The organism is Citrobacter sp. L55 (assembly GCF_002850715.1).
Taxonomy (GTDB): domain Bacteria; phylum Pseudomonadota; class Gammaproteobacteria; order Enterobacterales; family Enterobacteriaceae; genus Citrobacter; species Citrobacter braakii.
Window position 1 is genome coordinate 282236 of sequence record NZ_KZ559404.1, and the last position, 14867, is coordinate 297102.

The 14867-nt window shown below is 54.2% G+C and carries 12 protein-coding genes and 1 pseudogene; 7 read left to right on the forward strand and 6 right to left on the reverse strand.

Annotated features, from left to right (window positions below):
• The first annotated feature begins 222 nt into the window (after positions 1–222).
• The 3 genes from B9P82_RS14920 to B9P82_RS14930 all read left to right on the forward strand — a co-directional run bounded on the left by B9P82_RS14920 (position 223) and on the right by B9P82_RS14930 (position 4030).
• Positions 223–1824 (forward strand): BCCT family transporter, encoded by a 1602-nt coding sequence (locus tag B9P82_RS14920; protein WP_049043155.1) that lies wholly within the window; start codon positions 223–225, stop codon positions 1822–1824.
• A gap of 45 nt (positions 1825–1869) precedes the next feature.
• Positions 1870–2994, forward strand: a complete 1125-nt coding sequence (gene yeaW, locus B9P82_RS14925) for a carnitine monooxygenase, oxygenase subunit YeaW (protein WP_003833746.1) — start codon at positions 1870–1872, stop codon at positions 2992–2994.
• A gap of 70 nt (positions 2995–3064) precedes the next feature.
• Complete coding sequence (locus B9P82_RS14930; protein WP_075848666.1) at positions 3065–4030, forward strand: PDR/VanB family oxidoreductase; 966 nt, start codon at positions 3065–3067, stop codon at positions 4028–4030.
• 49 nt (positions 4031–4079) lie between these two features.
• Here the strand turns inward: B9P82_RS14930 and rnd are convergent, their stop codons facing one another.
• From rnd to B9P82_RS14960, 5 genes are all read right to left on the reverse strand, one after another.
• Complete coding sequence (gene rnd / locus B9P82_RS14935; protein WP_142417603.1) at positions 4080–5195, reverse strand: ribonuclease D; 1116 nt, start codon at positions 5193–5195, stop codon at positions 4080–4082.
• Between the two features lie 84 nt (positions 5196–5279).
• The gene (gene fadD / locus B9P82_RS14940) at positions 5280–6965 is read right to left on the reverse strand and encodes a long-chain-fatty-acid--CoA ligase FadD (protein ID WP_142417396.1); all 1686 of its coding nucleotides are present in this window, start codon (positions 6963–6965) and stop codon (positions 5280–5282) included.
• Between the two features lie 204 nt (positions 6966–7169).
• Positions 7170–7754: a Slp family lipoprotein gene (locus B9P82_RS14950; RefSeq protein ID WP_053389065.1), complete on the reverse strand. Its 585-nt coding sequence runs from the start codon at positions 7752–7754 to the stop codon at positions 7170–7172.
• 94 nt (positions 7755–7848) lie between these two features.
• Positions 7849–8544 carry a tRNA (adenosine(37)-N6)-threonylcarbamoyltransferase complex dimerization subunit type 1 TsaB gene (gene tsaB, locus B9P82_RS14955; RefSeq protein WP_029139572.1) on the reverse strand — a complete coding sequence of 232 codons (696 nt, stop codon included), beginning with the start codon at positions 8542–8544 and terminating at the stop codon, positions 7849–7851.
• A 58-nt stretch (positions 8545–8602) separates the two neighbouring features.
• A complete protein-coding gene (locus B9P82_RS14960) occupies positions 8603–10513 on the reverse strand; it encodes an ATP-dependent DNA helicase (protein WP_016153386.1) in 1911 nt (636 codons plus the stop codon).
• Positions 10514–10654: 141 nt separating this feature from the next.
• On the opposite strand from B9P82_RS14960, the gene B9P82_RS14965 reads away from it, so the two are divergent.
• Entirely contained in the window at positions 10655–10999 is a 345-nt protein-coding gene (locus tag B9P82_RS14965; protein WP_016153387.1) for a RidA family protein, read from the forward strand.
• Between the two features lie 6 nt (positions 11000–11005).
• On the opposite strand, the gene B9P82_RS14970 is transcribed toward B9P82_RS14965, so the two are convergent.
• Positions 11006–11185 carry a YoaH family protein gene (locus B9P82_RS14970; RefSeq protein WP_016153388.1) on the reverse strand — a complete coding sequence of 60 codons (180 nt, stop codon included), beginning with the start codon at positions 11183–11185 and terminating at the stop codon, positions 11006–11008.
• 83 nt (positions 11186–11268) lie between these two features.
• Here B9P82_RS14970 and pabB point away from each other — a divergent pair.
• The 3 genes and pseudogenes from pabB to sdaA all read left to right on the forward strand — a co-directional run bounded on the left by pabB (position 11269) and on the right by sdaA (position 14759).
• Positions 11269–12629 (forward strand): annotated as a pseudogene (gene pabB, locus B9P82_RS14975) (aminodeoxychorismate synthase component 1).
• A 3-nt stretch (positions 12630–12632) separates the two neighbouring features.
• Positions 12633–13211, forward strand: a complete 579-nt coding sequence (locus B9P82_RS14980) for a CoA pyrophosphatase (RefSeq protein WP_016153390.1) — start codon at positions 12633–12635, stop codon at positions 13209–13211.
• A 183-nt stretch (positions 13212–13394) separates the two neighbouring features.
• Complete coding sequence (gene sdaA, locus B9P82_RS14985; RefSeq protein ID WP_016153391.1) at positions 13395–14759, forward strand: L-serine ammonia-lyase; 1365 nt, start codon at positions 13395–13397, stop codon at positions 14757–14759.
• The last annotated feature ends 108 nt before the right edge of the window (positions 14760–14867 follow it).

Here is a 14867-nt window from a genome sequence, read left to right on the forward strand (position 1 = left end):
ACGCGGCTTTTTTATGCGTTTTGTGGAGCCAATAACCTGCGCTAATTCACCTTTTATTATTTCCGTTCCGTGTTTTATTGCTTCACGCATCGAGCAATTGTTTAATTCATGTAAAGAACAAATAATAAAATTGTTAAATATAAAGTAACTCATTCTACCCCTACAGCATGATAACAACGACAGGCTAATGCCATACGCGGGCAACTGTGCCCAGGAGATCCCATGTTGAGCAACGTCAAGAAAAAAGACATGCCGCTGATAGCCATCAGCCTGGTGGCTATTCTTTTCATCGCCGCCACACTTAGTCTCTTCCCTCAGCAGTCTGCACAAGTCGCAAATACCCTTTTTAACGGCGTTACCCGGATGCTGGGTTCCGCCGTGCAGATCCTCGTTCTGATGGCTATGGGTCTGGTCGTCTGGCTGGCTACCAGCAAATACGGCAACATCCGTCTGGGAGAAGGTAAAGCGGAATACAGCACGCTCTCCTGGCTGTTTATGTTTATATGCGCCGGATTAGGCTCCTCCACGCTCTACTGGGGCGTTGCTGAGTGGGCCTATTATTACCAGACCCCGGGTCTGAATATCGCGCCGCACTCGCAAAAAGCGCTGGAATACAGCCTGCCTTACTCCTTTTTCCATTGGGGGATCAGCGCATGGGCGACCTACACGTTGGCCTCATTAACCATGGCCTACCACTTCCATGTGCGTAAAAACAAAGGACTGAGCCTGTCCGGGATTATCGCCGCCATTACCGGCGTGCATCCGCAGGGTGTCTGGGGTCGCCTGGTTGACCTGATGTTCCTGATCGCGACAGTTGGCGCGTTAACTATCTCTCTGGTCGTCACCGCCGCCACCTTTACCCGCGGTTTGTCTGCCCTGACGGGGTTACCAGATAACTTCACGGTGCAGGCGTTTGTGATCCTGTTCTCTGGCGGCATTTTCTGCCTGAGTTCCTGGATTGGCATCAATAACGGTTTGCAACGTCTGAGCAAAATGGTCGGCTGGGGGGCGTTTTTACTGCCGCTGCTGGTGCTGATCGTCGGCCCGACCGAGTTCATCACCAATAACATCATCAACGCCATCGGCCTGACGACACAAAACTTTTTGCAAATGAGCCTCTTCACCGACCCGCTTGGCAACGGTGAGTTCACCCGTAACTGGACAGTGTTCTACTGGCTGTGGTGGATCTCCTACACGCCGGGCGTGGCAATGTTTGTCACTCGCGTATCCCGTGGTCGCAAAATCAAAGAGGTTATCTGGGCATTAATCCTCGGTAGCACTGTTGGCTGCTGGTTCTTCTTTGGCGTGATGGAAAGCTACTCCATTCACCAGTTTGTGAACGGTGTGATCGACGTGCCGCAGGTTATGGCGACGCTGGGTGGTGAGACGGCCGTACAGCAAGTGTTGATGTCGTTGCCTGCCGGGAAACTGTTTCTGGTGGCGTATCTGGCGATCATGATTATATTCCTCGCCTCACACATGGATGCTGTGGCCTACACCATGGCGGCCACCAGCACACGCAACCTGCAGGAAGGGGAAGATCCGCAGCGCAGTCTTCGTCTGTTCTGGTGCGTGGTCATCACCCTGATCCCATTATCAATTTTGTTCACCGGCGCGTCCCTGGAAACCATGAAGACCACGGTGGTTCTGACCGCTCTTCCATTCCTCGCCATCCTGTTGGTGAAGGTTGGCGGTTTTCTGCGCTGGGTACGGCAGGACTATGCCCACGTTCCTGCGCATCAAATTGAAAGCCATCTTCCCGAAGCGCCAGTTGACGTCCCGGTCGCGCCACCGGCCGGGACACTACTCAAAGGCGACAATTAAGCGCCAGTACCAAAATCCTCTTACTCACAAATTAAAGGTATTCCAATGAGCAATCTGAGCCCTGAGTTTATTCTGCCGCAAAATTTCTGTGCCAACCCGCAGGATGCCTGGACTATCCCGGCCCGGTTTTATACCGACCATCAGGCTTTCGAACACGAACAAGAAAAGGTGTTCGCTAAAAGCTGGATTTGCGTCGCCCACAGTAGCGAACTGGCGAAACCCAATGATTATGTTACCCGAGAAGTGATTGGCGAGAATATCGTGCTGGTACGTGGGCGCGATAACGTGCTGCGGGCCTTCTACAACGTCTGCCCGCATCGCGGTCATCAGTTGTTGAGCGGCGAGGGGAAAGCGAAAAATGTGATTACCTGCCCTTACCACGCATGGGCATTCAAACTTGACGGCAATCTGGCGCATGCGCGTAACTGCGAAAACGTCGCCAACTTCGACAGCGAAAAAGCGCACCTTACACCAGTACGCCTGGAAGAATATGCCGGATTCGTGTTTATTAACATGGATCCGAACGCGGGCAGCGTGGAAGAACAACTCCCTGGTCTTGCAGACAAAGTTATCGAAGCCTGCCCAGACGTGCATGACCTGAAACTTGCTGCGCGCTTTACGACTCGTACCCCAGCCAACTGGAAGAATATTGTCGATAACTATCTGGAGTGTTACCACTGCGGTCCGGCCCATCCAGGTTTTTCCGACTCGGTCCAGGTTGACCGTTACTGGCATACCATGCACGGCAACTGGACGCTGCAATACGGTTTCGCCAAACCTTCAGAGCAGTCATTTAAGTTCGAAGAAGGGGTTGATGCCGCCTTCCACGGTTTCTGGCTGTGGCCGTGCACCATGCTCAACGTGACGCCAATCAAAGGCATGATGACCGTTATCTACGAATTCCCGGTAGATGCGGAAACCACGCTGCAAAACTATGACATCTACTTCACCAACGAAGAGCTGACCGAAGAGCAGAAACAACTGATCGAATGGTATCGCAACGTCTTTCGTCCTGAAGATTTACGTCTGGTTGAAAGCGTACAAAAAGGGCTGAAATCGCGCGGGTATCGCGGCCAGGGACGCATTATGGCAGACACCAGCGGCAGTGGCATCTCCGAGCATGGCATTGCCCATTTTCATAATCTGGTCGCCCAGGTTTTTCAGGAATAACTCGGGGCTGTTACGACAGGTTCCGGCGCGTCGCTGAGGCGCGTCGGACAGATTTTTTAGGGAGGCCGCAATGTCTGATTATCAAATGCAAGAAGTCCGGGTCAGCCGGATTGAGACGATTACCGCGCAGGTAAAATGCTTCACTTTAACGGCGACCTCAGGCCAGCCGTTGCCTGCGTTTCAAGGTGGCAGCCATATTATCGTGCAGATGCGCGATGGCGAGAATCTGTACAGCAATGCGTACTCGCTGATGAGTTCACCACGCGATACGCGCGCCTATAAAATCGCCGTACGCCTGGAGGAAGCGTCCAAAGGCGGCTCACGATACCTGCATCAAAACGTGAAGCCCGGCGACACGCTCACGATCTCCACACCAAATAATCTCTTCGCCCTCGCCCCTCAGGCACAAAAACATCTGTTGATTGCCGGAGGCATCGGCATCACACCGTTTTTATCGCAACTCCCGGAGCTGGAACAATCTCAGACGCAATGGCAACTGCACTATTGTTCTCCCAGCCAGGAGACCTGCGCGTTTCATGACGAACTCATGCAACACCCCAGCGCCGATCGCATTCATCTGCACCTGTCGAACGCAGGCACCCGCCTCGATTTAGCCCGTCTGCTGGCTGATGTTGAACCCGGCACGCATATCTACACCTGTGGCCCTGCGGTGCTCAACGATGCTGTCAGAGAAGCGGCTTCCCGCCTTGGGCTGGACAGCAATACGCTACATTTCGAACAATTTGCCGTGGAAGAGAAAGGCGGCGACGCCTTCACCCTGGTGCTGGCGCGTTCCGGGCGCGAGTTTGTGGTCCCGGAAGAGATGACCATTTTGCAGGTTATCGAAAATAACAAAGCCGCCCGGGTTGAGTGCCTGTGCCGGGAAGGTGTTTGCGGCACCTGCGAAACGACGATTCTCGAAGGGGAAGCGGATCACCGCGATCAGTATTTCAGCGACGACGAAAAAGCCAGCCAGCAAAGCATGCTCATCTGCTGCTCGCGCGCCAAAGGTAAGCGCCTGGTGCTCGATCTGTAGCGTTGCGCAGGCCGGGTCAGCAAACGCGCGACCCGGCGAGCCTGGTGACTTACTGCGGGTATTCCTGCAGCAGCGCGTTGAGGCGATCGGACATCAATTCGCCACGCCAGCCGGAAACCAGCTCTGGCAGGGATTGCTGCGGCTTTAATTTCCAGTGCCAGTTGAGCAACTGGTTGATCTGGCGACGCGAAGCAAGCAGTTCGACGCTGAGATTATGTTCCGCACTCACCTCGGCAACCAGCGCTTTGATGGCTTTGAACGCCTTGCGATACCCTGGCATATCCATCAAATTCAGCAGCGGCTGCGGTAGCGACTCTTCCGGTAAAGCCTGGGCCTTTTCTACCAGGGCGATCAGCGTTTTACCATGGAAACGAATTTCGCTCCCGGAAAGACCCAGGCTATCCAGTTCACCCAGGCTGCCCGGCATATAACGCGCCACCGCCCACAGGTGCTCTTCACGCACCACGAAGTTTACCGCCAGATCGCGCTCGCGTGCTTTACGCAGTCGCCAGTCGGCAAGCAATTGCAGGCAGGCTAGCTGACGGGTGCGCAGTTGCCATGCGTTGGTGATGTCACGCCAGGCGTCTTCCGGCGCCAGAATCTCCTGGCGACGCTGCTGCATTAAACGGCATTCGTCCAGCGCGGCTGGCAGCCAGCCGCTGGCTTCGGTTTCAGCTATCAGTTTTGTGGTGATCGGTAACAGATACCAGACGTCAGCCGCCGCGTATTCGCACTGACGCTCGGTCAGCGGTCTGGCCAGCCAGTCGGTACGCGATTCGCTTTTGTCGAGCGCCACACCCGTAAACTCTTCCACCATCGAGGCGAAGCCCCACGACAGCGGACGACCGCAAAACGCGGCCAGGATTTGTGTGTCAATTAACGGCTGCGGAAGTTCGCCAAAAGCGTTGAGAAACACTTCCAGGTCTTCACTTCCCGCATGCAGGAATTTGGTGATGGCGGTATCACGCAGAATATCGCGCAGGGGCGACCAGTCGGTGATCCCTAGTGGATCAATCAGAGCAACGTGTTTGCCATCAAACAGTTGGATCAGCCCCAACTGCGGATAATAGGTACGTGTGCGAACAAATTCGGTATCCAGGGCTATCGCCGGAAATTCACGGACGGCTTCGCACAGCGTGGCTAACGCGTCGTCCGTGGTGATCATTTGATAATTCAAATCGTGCTCTCTTAGGTTTGCGCCAAAAAAAACGCCGGATTACCCGGCGTTTTCTGCTGGCTGACTTAACGCTCAGCCTTTATTGTCCACTTTGGCGCGCGCTTCGTCACGTAATTCTCGTCGCAAAATTTTACCGACGTTAGATTTCGGCAACTCGTCGCGAAACTCCACCAGCTTCGGTACTTTATAGCCCGTCAGGTGACGACGGCAGAAAGTGATAAGCGCCTCATCAGTTAACGAGGCATCTTTCTTCACCACGAAAATTTTCACCGCTTCACCGCTGCTGCCCGACGGAACACCAACTGCAGCCACTTCCTGTACGCTAGGATGTTGCATAACCACGTCTTCAATTTCATTTGGATAGACGTTAAAGCCGGACACCAGGATCATATCTTTCTTACGATCGACAATACGCAGGAAGCCTTCATCATCCATCACCGCAATATCGCCGGTGTGCAGCCAGCCGTCTTTGACGATTTCGTCGGTGGCGTCTGGTCGCTGCCAGTAGCCCAGCATCACTTGCGGACCTTTCACGCACAGTTCGCCCGGTTCTCCCGGCGGCACTTCGTTATCGTCGTCATCCACCAGTTTGACCTCGGTGGAAGGAACCGGTAACCCGATACTGCCGCTGTGGTAGTCGATATCGTGAGGGTTGACGCTCACCAGAGGGGCACACTCCGTCAGGCCATAGCCTTCCAGCAGATACTGACCCGTCAGCTTCACCCAACGTTCAGCTACCGCCTGTTGAACCGGCATCCCGCCGCCTGCCGAAAGGTGCAGTGACGAGAAGTCCAGTTGTTGGAACTCTTTGTTATTCAGCAGCGCGTTAAACAGCGTGTTGACGCCGGTCATAGCGGTGAACGGATACTTCGCCAGCTCTTTTACCAGTCCCGGAATATCACGCGGGTTGGTAATCAGCAGGTTTTGACCGCCCAGCTCAATAAACAGCAGACAGTTCATCGTCAGCGCAAAAATGTGATACAGCGGTAGGGCCGTCACCACCAGTTCTTTACCCGGATGCAGCAACGGGCCATAAGTGGCATTAACCTGCTCAAGGTTAGCCAGCATGTTACGGTGCGTAAGCATCGCGCCCTTCGCCACACCGGTAGTCCCCCCGGTATATTGCAGGAACGCCAGATCTTCCGACACTACTTCGGGTTTCACATACTGCATGCGATAACCGTTTTGCAGCGCACTACGAAATGAGATGGCATCCGGCAGGTGATATTTCGGCACCAGACGCTTGATATACTTGACGACGAAGTTAACCAACGTCCCTTTGGCGGTCGACAGCTGATCGCCCATACGCGTCAGAATCACGTGTTGCACCGACGTTTTGTCGACGACTTTTTCCAGCGTGTGGGCAAAGTTAGACACGATGACAATCGCCGACGCGCCGCTGTCGTTGAGCTGATGTTCCAGCTCGCGAGGCGTGTACAGCGGGTTCACGTTCACGACGATCATGCCAGCACGTAAAATCCCAAACAGTGCGACCGGATATTGCAGCAGGTTCGGCATCATCAATGCGACGCGATCGCCCTTCTTCAGCCCGAGTCCCTGTTGCAAATAGGCCGCAAATGCCCGGCTACGCTCTTCAAGCTTGCGGAAGGTCATCACCTCCCCCATGTTTACAAACGCGGGCTGATCGGCATACCGTCTTACTGAGTGTTCAAAGAGTTCCACCAGGGATTGATAACGGTCAGGATTGATCTCCGCAGGAACACCAGCGGGATAACGGTTAAGCCAAACCTTTTTCAATACATCACCTCTAAAATGCGTATTCGTCGTCATCACAACCCCAGGCAATAAACAAACTGTTAACATAATATTAACTCAGCGTACCAGTTTGTTTATTACACAACGACAAGGTTGCGAAGCACGTCACTATTTATTTTTCTTATATCCACGTTAATGCAGAAACAGCGGACGAGCCGCTGTTTCTTTTACTCATAAAACAAAGAGTTACTCAGTTACTATGGTCTGAACCTGTGCCGGGCCGGGATTGTACCATCCCCATCCACCGTAGCCACCGTAAGGCCAGCCACGCGCACCGTAGAACCAGGGGTCGATCGGCTGAGGCGGCATAACAATTTGCTGAGTAATATGCCAGCGTTTATAGCCAGTTACCTGCATCAGCATGAATTTATACGGCGTATTACCGATTTTTCCATCCACAGTACCGCTAATCGGACCGACGACGGTAACCAGTTGACCGCGGAAGTCCACCGGGTCGAGGAAGCCATTTACATCAGCATAAATTCGCCCGCGGGAGGCTTCGCCCAGCACCGGTCGCGCCCCACTATCAAGAGGAACAGTGGCAATTTCCAGACGGGATTTCCCCTGCTGGTTCTGAATATCCACCACTTTACCGCCGAAACGCGCTTCCTGTCCGACATACAGCTGCGGGGCATTCATAACCCGCACCAGATCCTGCTGCGGCGTAGGGCTCGAACCTTTAATCGCGTCCGGGATGGTGACACAACCGCTAAGCATTAACGCGAATGCGCCCGCCAACAGACCTTTCAATAACTGCTTTTGCACCGCCATATTGCGACTCCCTTTTCTTAGCTTCTGCCCCGACCAATTCACCATGCTGCGCACTGACGGCTGTGCGAATTGACCAGGGATGTACTACTAAGATTCATTCTTTACCGGGAAGTTTCTTCCATGCCACGGTGTTACGTAAATAAACCGGTTCCGCATGTTCAACCGCCACGGTCTTACCGGCAGCCAGCATTTGCGTGGCAACAGGCAGCATATCTTCAGCCGCCGGAAGCAAAACGTCGCCATCGCTCAGCGTCAGACCGCTGTCTTTACCGAGCTCAGGCCAGGCAGGCCAGCCCGTTCCGACCGTTACCCACTCGCCAGACAGTTGCAGTAAACGCGCATGCACCTGCTCGGGGGTTAGCACCGCTTCGGTTTCTTCACCGTGCCAGTTGCCGTTCTCATCACGCAGGTATTCGGCCCAATAGACTTCGCCCATTCGCGCGTCGATCGCGGCCAGTACGCGGGTCGCGCCCGACTTACGCCAGGCTCCCTGCGCCATTGTTGCCAGGGTGGAGACGCCGATCATCGGTAAATTCGCGCCTAACGCCAGCCCCTGAGCAATGCCAATACCAATACGTACACCTGTGAAACTGCCAGGACCGCGACCAAACGCCAGAGCGTCGATATCGGTTAACGTGAGATCGCCAGCGGCCAGGATTTCCTCAACCATTGGTAAAATTCGTTGGGTGTGTTCTCGTGGGCAAAGCTCGAAATGAGCCTTGGTAGTACCGTCATTCCACAGGGCAACAGAGCACGCCTCTGTGGCGGTATCGATAGCCAGAATTCGCATGGGTGTTTGTGATCAGGTCAATAAATTTGGCGCGCATCTTACCACACTCCGTAACAAATTACTCAGTCGTTGGTATAGCAAGAAAACGAACAGCGCGAGCAATATCACGCGTCCGCGGCGCAGGCGGAAGACTTGCCAGGAAAGTGGCACCGTAAGGTCGCATCACCAGACGGTTGTCGCAAATCACCAGCACCCCGCGGTCGTCAGCGTCACGAATCAGACGCCCCACGCCCTGTTTCAGGGTGATTACCGCATCCGGCAACTGAACGTCTTCAAACGGATCGCCGCCGCGCAAACGGCAGTCCTCCATCCGCGCTTTTAACAGCGGATCGTCCGGCGAGGTGAACGGCAGTTTATCAATAATCACCAGCGACAACGTATCGCCACGCACGTCCACCCCTTCCCAGAAGCTGCTGGTGGCAACCAGTAACGCATTACCTGCGCTGACAAACTGCTGTAACAGTTGCCCTTTACTGGTTTCGCCCTGCAGCAGCACGGGAAGGGTCATGGTGGCGCGGAATTGTTCAGCCAGATCGCGCATCATCGCGTGCGAGGTACACAGCATAAAGCAGCGTCCGTTGTTCGCTTCGATAATAGGACGCAGCATGGATGCCAGCTGACGCGCCGCTCCCGGTTGGTTAGTTTGCGGGAGATTACGCGGCACGCACAGCAGCGCCTGGCGGGTGTAATCAAATGGGCTTGGCAGCAGCATCGACTCGGCATCTTCAATACCCAGCCGCGCGGTGAAATGATGAAGATCATCGTTTACCGACAGCGTCGCGGAGGTAAAAATCCAGCAGCCCGGCTTCTGTTCCATCACTTCTTTGAATTTATCCGCCACCGTGAGCGGCGTCAGCGCAAGGGTGAAATGGCGCGAGGTGCATTCATACCAGTAGCTGAAACCTGGCTGGTTGATCTCTTTCAGGCGCTTCAGACGAGCACGGTAAAGCGTGGCACGTTCAAACGCGGCATCCAGCAAGGCGGAACGTCCGAGAGACAGTTTCGCCACGTCGTAACACAGCTCCAGCGTGTCATCGAGCAACAAAAACGCGCGCTGTACGCGCGGGTCGGCCAGCAGTTCCCGCAAGTTTCCTCGATAGCCCGGCTCGCCCAGTTGCAGGCGGAAGTCCTGCGCGCTTTGCGCCAGTCGGTCGGCGCATTTTTGAAGCTGCTGAGTGTCTTTCAGCTCGGTGCGATAGGCAATGGTGATGTCTTTCGCCAGATCCAGCAGTTGGCGACTGGAGAGCGATTGACCAAAGTACTGGCTGGCGATATCCGGTAACTGATGCGCTTCATCGAAGATCATCACTTCAGCTTCCGGGATCAGCTCGCCAAACCCACTCTCTTTTACCACCATATCAGCGAGAAACAGATGGTGGTTTACCACGACGACATCTGCATCCATCGCCTTCTTGCGCGCTTTAACGACAAAGCACTCTTTGTACAGCGGGCAGTCGCTCCCAAGGCAATTATCGTTTGTGCTCGTCACCAGCGGCCAGGCCTGAGAGTCTTCCGCCACGCTGACGCAGGTGCTGATGTCACCATCAAGGGTTTGATTTGACCAGGAGCGTAGCAGAATGACGTCACTTAAAGTCTGTACCGGCAGGTCACCGCCCGCCAGCGCCTGTTGTTCGAGACGCTCAAGACACAGATAGTTTGAACGCCCTTTCAGCAGCGCCAGTTTACCCGTGAATTCCAGAGCCTTCGCTACTGTGGGTAAATCGCGGCTGTATAGCTGATCCTGCAACGCCTTCGAGCCCGTGGAGACAATTACTTTCTTTCCGGCACGCAGCGCGGGGGCAAGATAAGCGTAGGTTTTACCCGTTCCTGTTCCGGCTTCGACAACAAGCGGCTGTGATTTTTCGATAGCATGACTGACGGCGAAGGCCATCTGCCGCTGTGGTTCACGCGGTTTAAAACCGGGTATCGCTTTAGCCAACTGACCGTCTGCTGCAAAATCGTCCGTCACACTGCCCCCTGTTAATTTGAACAGGGATTATGTCAGGCCAGCGGCTCTTTCGCCAGTTGAAGAGGTGACGTGGACACAACATTATGGCAGTCTTGGCGCAACCCGAAGCCATTATGAAAAAACGTAAATGAGGAATGATTTATGACGATTGTGCGCATTGATGCCGAAGCGCGTTGGTCCGACGTGGTTATCCACAACAACACGTTGTATTACACCGGCGTACCGGAAAATCTGGATGCCGACGCCTTTGAGCAAACGGCAAATACGCTGGCGCAAATTGATGCGGTGCTGGAAAAACAGGGCAGCAGCAAGTCACGTATTCTTGATGCCACCCTGTTCCTGGCAGACAAAAATGATTTTGCCGCCATGAACAAAGCCTGGGACGCATGGGTTGTTGCTGGTCACGCGCCGGTACGTTGTACCGTTCAGGCCGGGTTAATGAACCCGAAATACAAAGTTGAAATTAAGATTATCGCTGCGGTATAAGCGGCGTTATTCGTCTTCATCTTCAAAACGCGCCACGATCCGCTCGCCGGTATGGCTGGCGCGTAATTCAGCAGCCACTTTCGTAATCGCCTCGCCACTGCTCATCCCCTGGGATATCAGTTCATGAATGCGTTCAACCGCCTGTTGCTGCTGATCGTGCGTGAGTGAAGGTAAACCTGCAATCATGGTGAACTCCTGCTAAATTATTAGCGCTAATTATTTCATGCTACCCGGCACATAGCCAGTGAAGTAGCAACGAGTCAGGACTGATGAAGACGTTATCTCCCGCTGTAATCACACTCCCCTGGCGTCTGGACGCCGCTGAGCACTATTTTGCCACATTAAGCCACCAGCCCTGGGCAATGCTTTTGCATTCGGGCCATGCCGACCATCCGCATAATCGTTTTGATATTCTGGTCGCCGACCCCATTACCACGCTGGTCACACATGCAGAAGAGACCGTTGTGCATGACCATCACGGCACTATGCAAACGGTTGATGATCCGATGACAGTTTTACGTTCGGCGCTGACATCGCTGACTATTCAGCCCGATTATAATCCCGATTTTCCCTTCCAGGGAGGCGCATTGGGTCTGTTCGGTTATGACTTAGGCCGTCGTTTTGAATCTCTGCCAACGGAAGCCGAACAGGATATCACGCTACCGGACATGGCGGTTGGCATTTACGATTGGGCGCTGATTGTCGATCATCAGTTGCAAAGGGTGTCGCTACTTAGCCACTCCGATGTACAGGCACGACGCCGTTGGCTGGAAAGTCAACAGATTCCCGTGCGCGAACCGTTTTCGTTAACATCCTCGTGGCAGTCCAACATGACCCGCGCGCAGTATGGTGAAAAGTTCCGTCAGGTGCAGCGTTATCTGCACAGCGGCGATTGCTATCAGGTCAATCTTGCCCAGCGTTTTCAGGCGCATTATCAAGGAGATGAGTGGTTGGCGTTTGTACGTCTCAACCATGCGAACCGCGCCCCGTTCAGTGCGTTTATACGTCTTGAGGAGGGGGCGATTCTCAGCCTTTCACCTGAGCGTTTTATTCTGCTGGAAAACCAGCACATCCAGACGCGTCCGATTAAAGGCACGCTGCCCAGACTTGAAGATGCCGATGCCGATCGTCTGCAGGCTCAATCACTGGCGAACTCCCCAAAGGATCAGGCGGAAAACCTGATGATCGTCGATTTAATGCGTAATGATATCGGCCGCGTTGCCGAACCCGGTTCGGTACAGGTTCCGGAACTGTTCGTTGTCGAACCGTTCCCTGCCGTTCATCATTTGGTCAGCACCATTACCGCGCGTCTGCCAGAGTCATTGCACGCCACTGACCTGCTGCGCGCCGCCTTCCCCGGCGGCTCTATTACCGGTGCGCCAAAAGTGCGGGCAATGGAAATTATTGACGAACTGGAACCGCAAAGACGCAACGCCTGGTGCGGTAGCATTGGCTATCTGAGCTTTTGCGGCAATATGGATACCAGCATCACCATTCGCACGCTGACAGCCACCAACGGACGCATTTATTGTTCCGCTGGCGGTGGCATTGTGGCGGACAGCCAGGAAGATGCGGAGTATCAGGAAACGTTTGATAAGTGAATCGTATTTTGCACCAACTGGAGAACTGACACGTGGAATACAGCAGCCTGACGCTTGATGATTTTTTATCGCGCTTTCAACTCCTGCGCCCGCAGGTTAATCATACTGCGTTAAACCAGCGTCAGGCCGCCGTACTGATCCCCGTCGTGCGTCGTGCACAGCCGGGGTTACTGTTAACTCAGCGATCCGTTCATCTGCGCAAGCACGCCGGACAAGTCGCCTTTCCCGGCGGCGCGGTGGATAGCAGCGATGCCTCGTTAATTGCCGCCGCCCTTCGCGAAGCGCAGGAAGAAGTGGCGATCCCACCATCCTGCGTGGAGGTGATTGGCGTTCTGCCGCCGGTCGACAGTGTGACCGGTTTCCAGGTCACGCCGGTGGTAGGCATTATCCCGCCAAATTTGCCGTATCGCGCAAGTGTTGATGAAGTTTCCGCCGTGTTCGAAATGCCGCTGGCACAAGCCCTGCATTTAGGTCGTTATCATCCGCTGGATATCTACCGTCGCGGCGATTCACATCGTGTATGGCTTTCCTGGTATGAGCAATATTTCGTCTGGGGAATGACCGCCGGAATAATTCGTGAGCTGGCGCTGCAAATTGGCGTCAAGCCCTGACTATACTTATCTTTACGCACACCATAGACAACTTGAAACTCAGGTCACAACATTAGTAAAACCGCGGTTATCTATTAGTTTAATTCATGTGAATAGTTAAGCCGATCGCCGCGTTCCCTCTTACACTATGCGCAGTTATAACATCGTTACTGGAAACCCCAGTCGCCCTGTAGGAGTATTATCGTGATTAGTCTATTCGACATGTTTAAGGTGGGGATTGGTCCCTCATCATCCCATACCGTAGGGCCTATGAAGGCGGGTAAACAGTTCGTCGATGACCTGGTCGAAAAAGGATTACTGGACAGCGTTACTCGTGTCGCCGTCGACGTGTATGGTTCACTGTCGCTCACGGGTAAAGGTCACCATACCGATATCGCCATTATTATGGGTCTGGCGGGCAATGAGCCTGCTACCGTAGATATTGACAGCATCCCCGGATTTATCCGCGACGTGGAAACGCGTGGACGCCTGCTGCTTGCGCAGGGTCAGCACGAAGTGGATTTCCCGCAGAATGACGGAATGCGTTTTCACAACGGCAACCTGCCGCTGCATGAAAACGGAATGCAGATCCACGCGTACAGTGGCGAAACCGTCATTTACAGCAAAACCTACTACTCCATCGGCGGTGGATTCATCGTTGATGAAGAACATTTTGGTCAGGATGCCGCGGGCGAGGTCAGTGTGCCTTATCCGTTCAAATCTGCCACCGAAATGCTGGAATACTGCAACAGCACCGGCCTGTCTCTCTCTGGCATGGCGATGCAGAACGAACTTGCTCTGCACAGTAAAAAAGAGATTGAAGAGTACTTTGGTAACGTCTGGCAAACCATGCAGGCTTGTATCGATCGTGGTATGAACACCGAAGGCGTGCTGCCGGGTCCGCTGCGCGTTCCTCGTCGTGCTTCAGCCCTGCGTCGTATGCTGGTTTCCAGCGACAAGCTGTCCAACGATCCGATGAACGTGATCGACTGGGTGAACATGTTCGCGCTGGCCGTTAACGAAGAAAACGCCGCGGGTGGTCGCGTAGTTACTGCGCCAACCAACGGTGCTTGCGGTATCGTGCCTGCGGTACTGGCCTATTACGATCATTTCATCGAGTCCGTCAGCCCGGATATCTATACCCGTTATTTCCTGGCGGCCGGCGCGATTGGCGCGTTGTATAAAATGAACGCGTCTATCTCTGGTGCAGAAGTGGGTTGTCAGGGTGAAGTGGGCGTAGCCTGTTCCATGGCTGCCGCGGGTCTGGCTGAACTGTTAGGCGCAAGCCCTGAGCAGGTGTGTGTTGCTGCTGAAATCGGCATGGAACATAACCTCGGCTTAACCTGCGATCCGGTGGCGGGACAGGTACAGGTTCCGTGCATCGAACGTAATGCCATTGCGTCAGTGAAGGCGATCAACGCTGCGCGTATGGCAATGCGCCGTACCAGCGCACCGCGCGTCTCGCTGGATAAAGTCATTGAGACCATGTACGAAACAGGTAAAGACATGAATGCCAAATACCGTGAAACGTCACGCGGTGGCCTGGCAATCAAAGTTCAATGTGACTAATACTTATTTTTCGCCCATCTGCGACGGATGGGCGAATTTGCCCCCTCTCCCTCGTCTGGCGTAATTTTCCCCACTACACTTGCTCTGTTGCTGTTGGCTACTGTGACC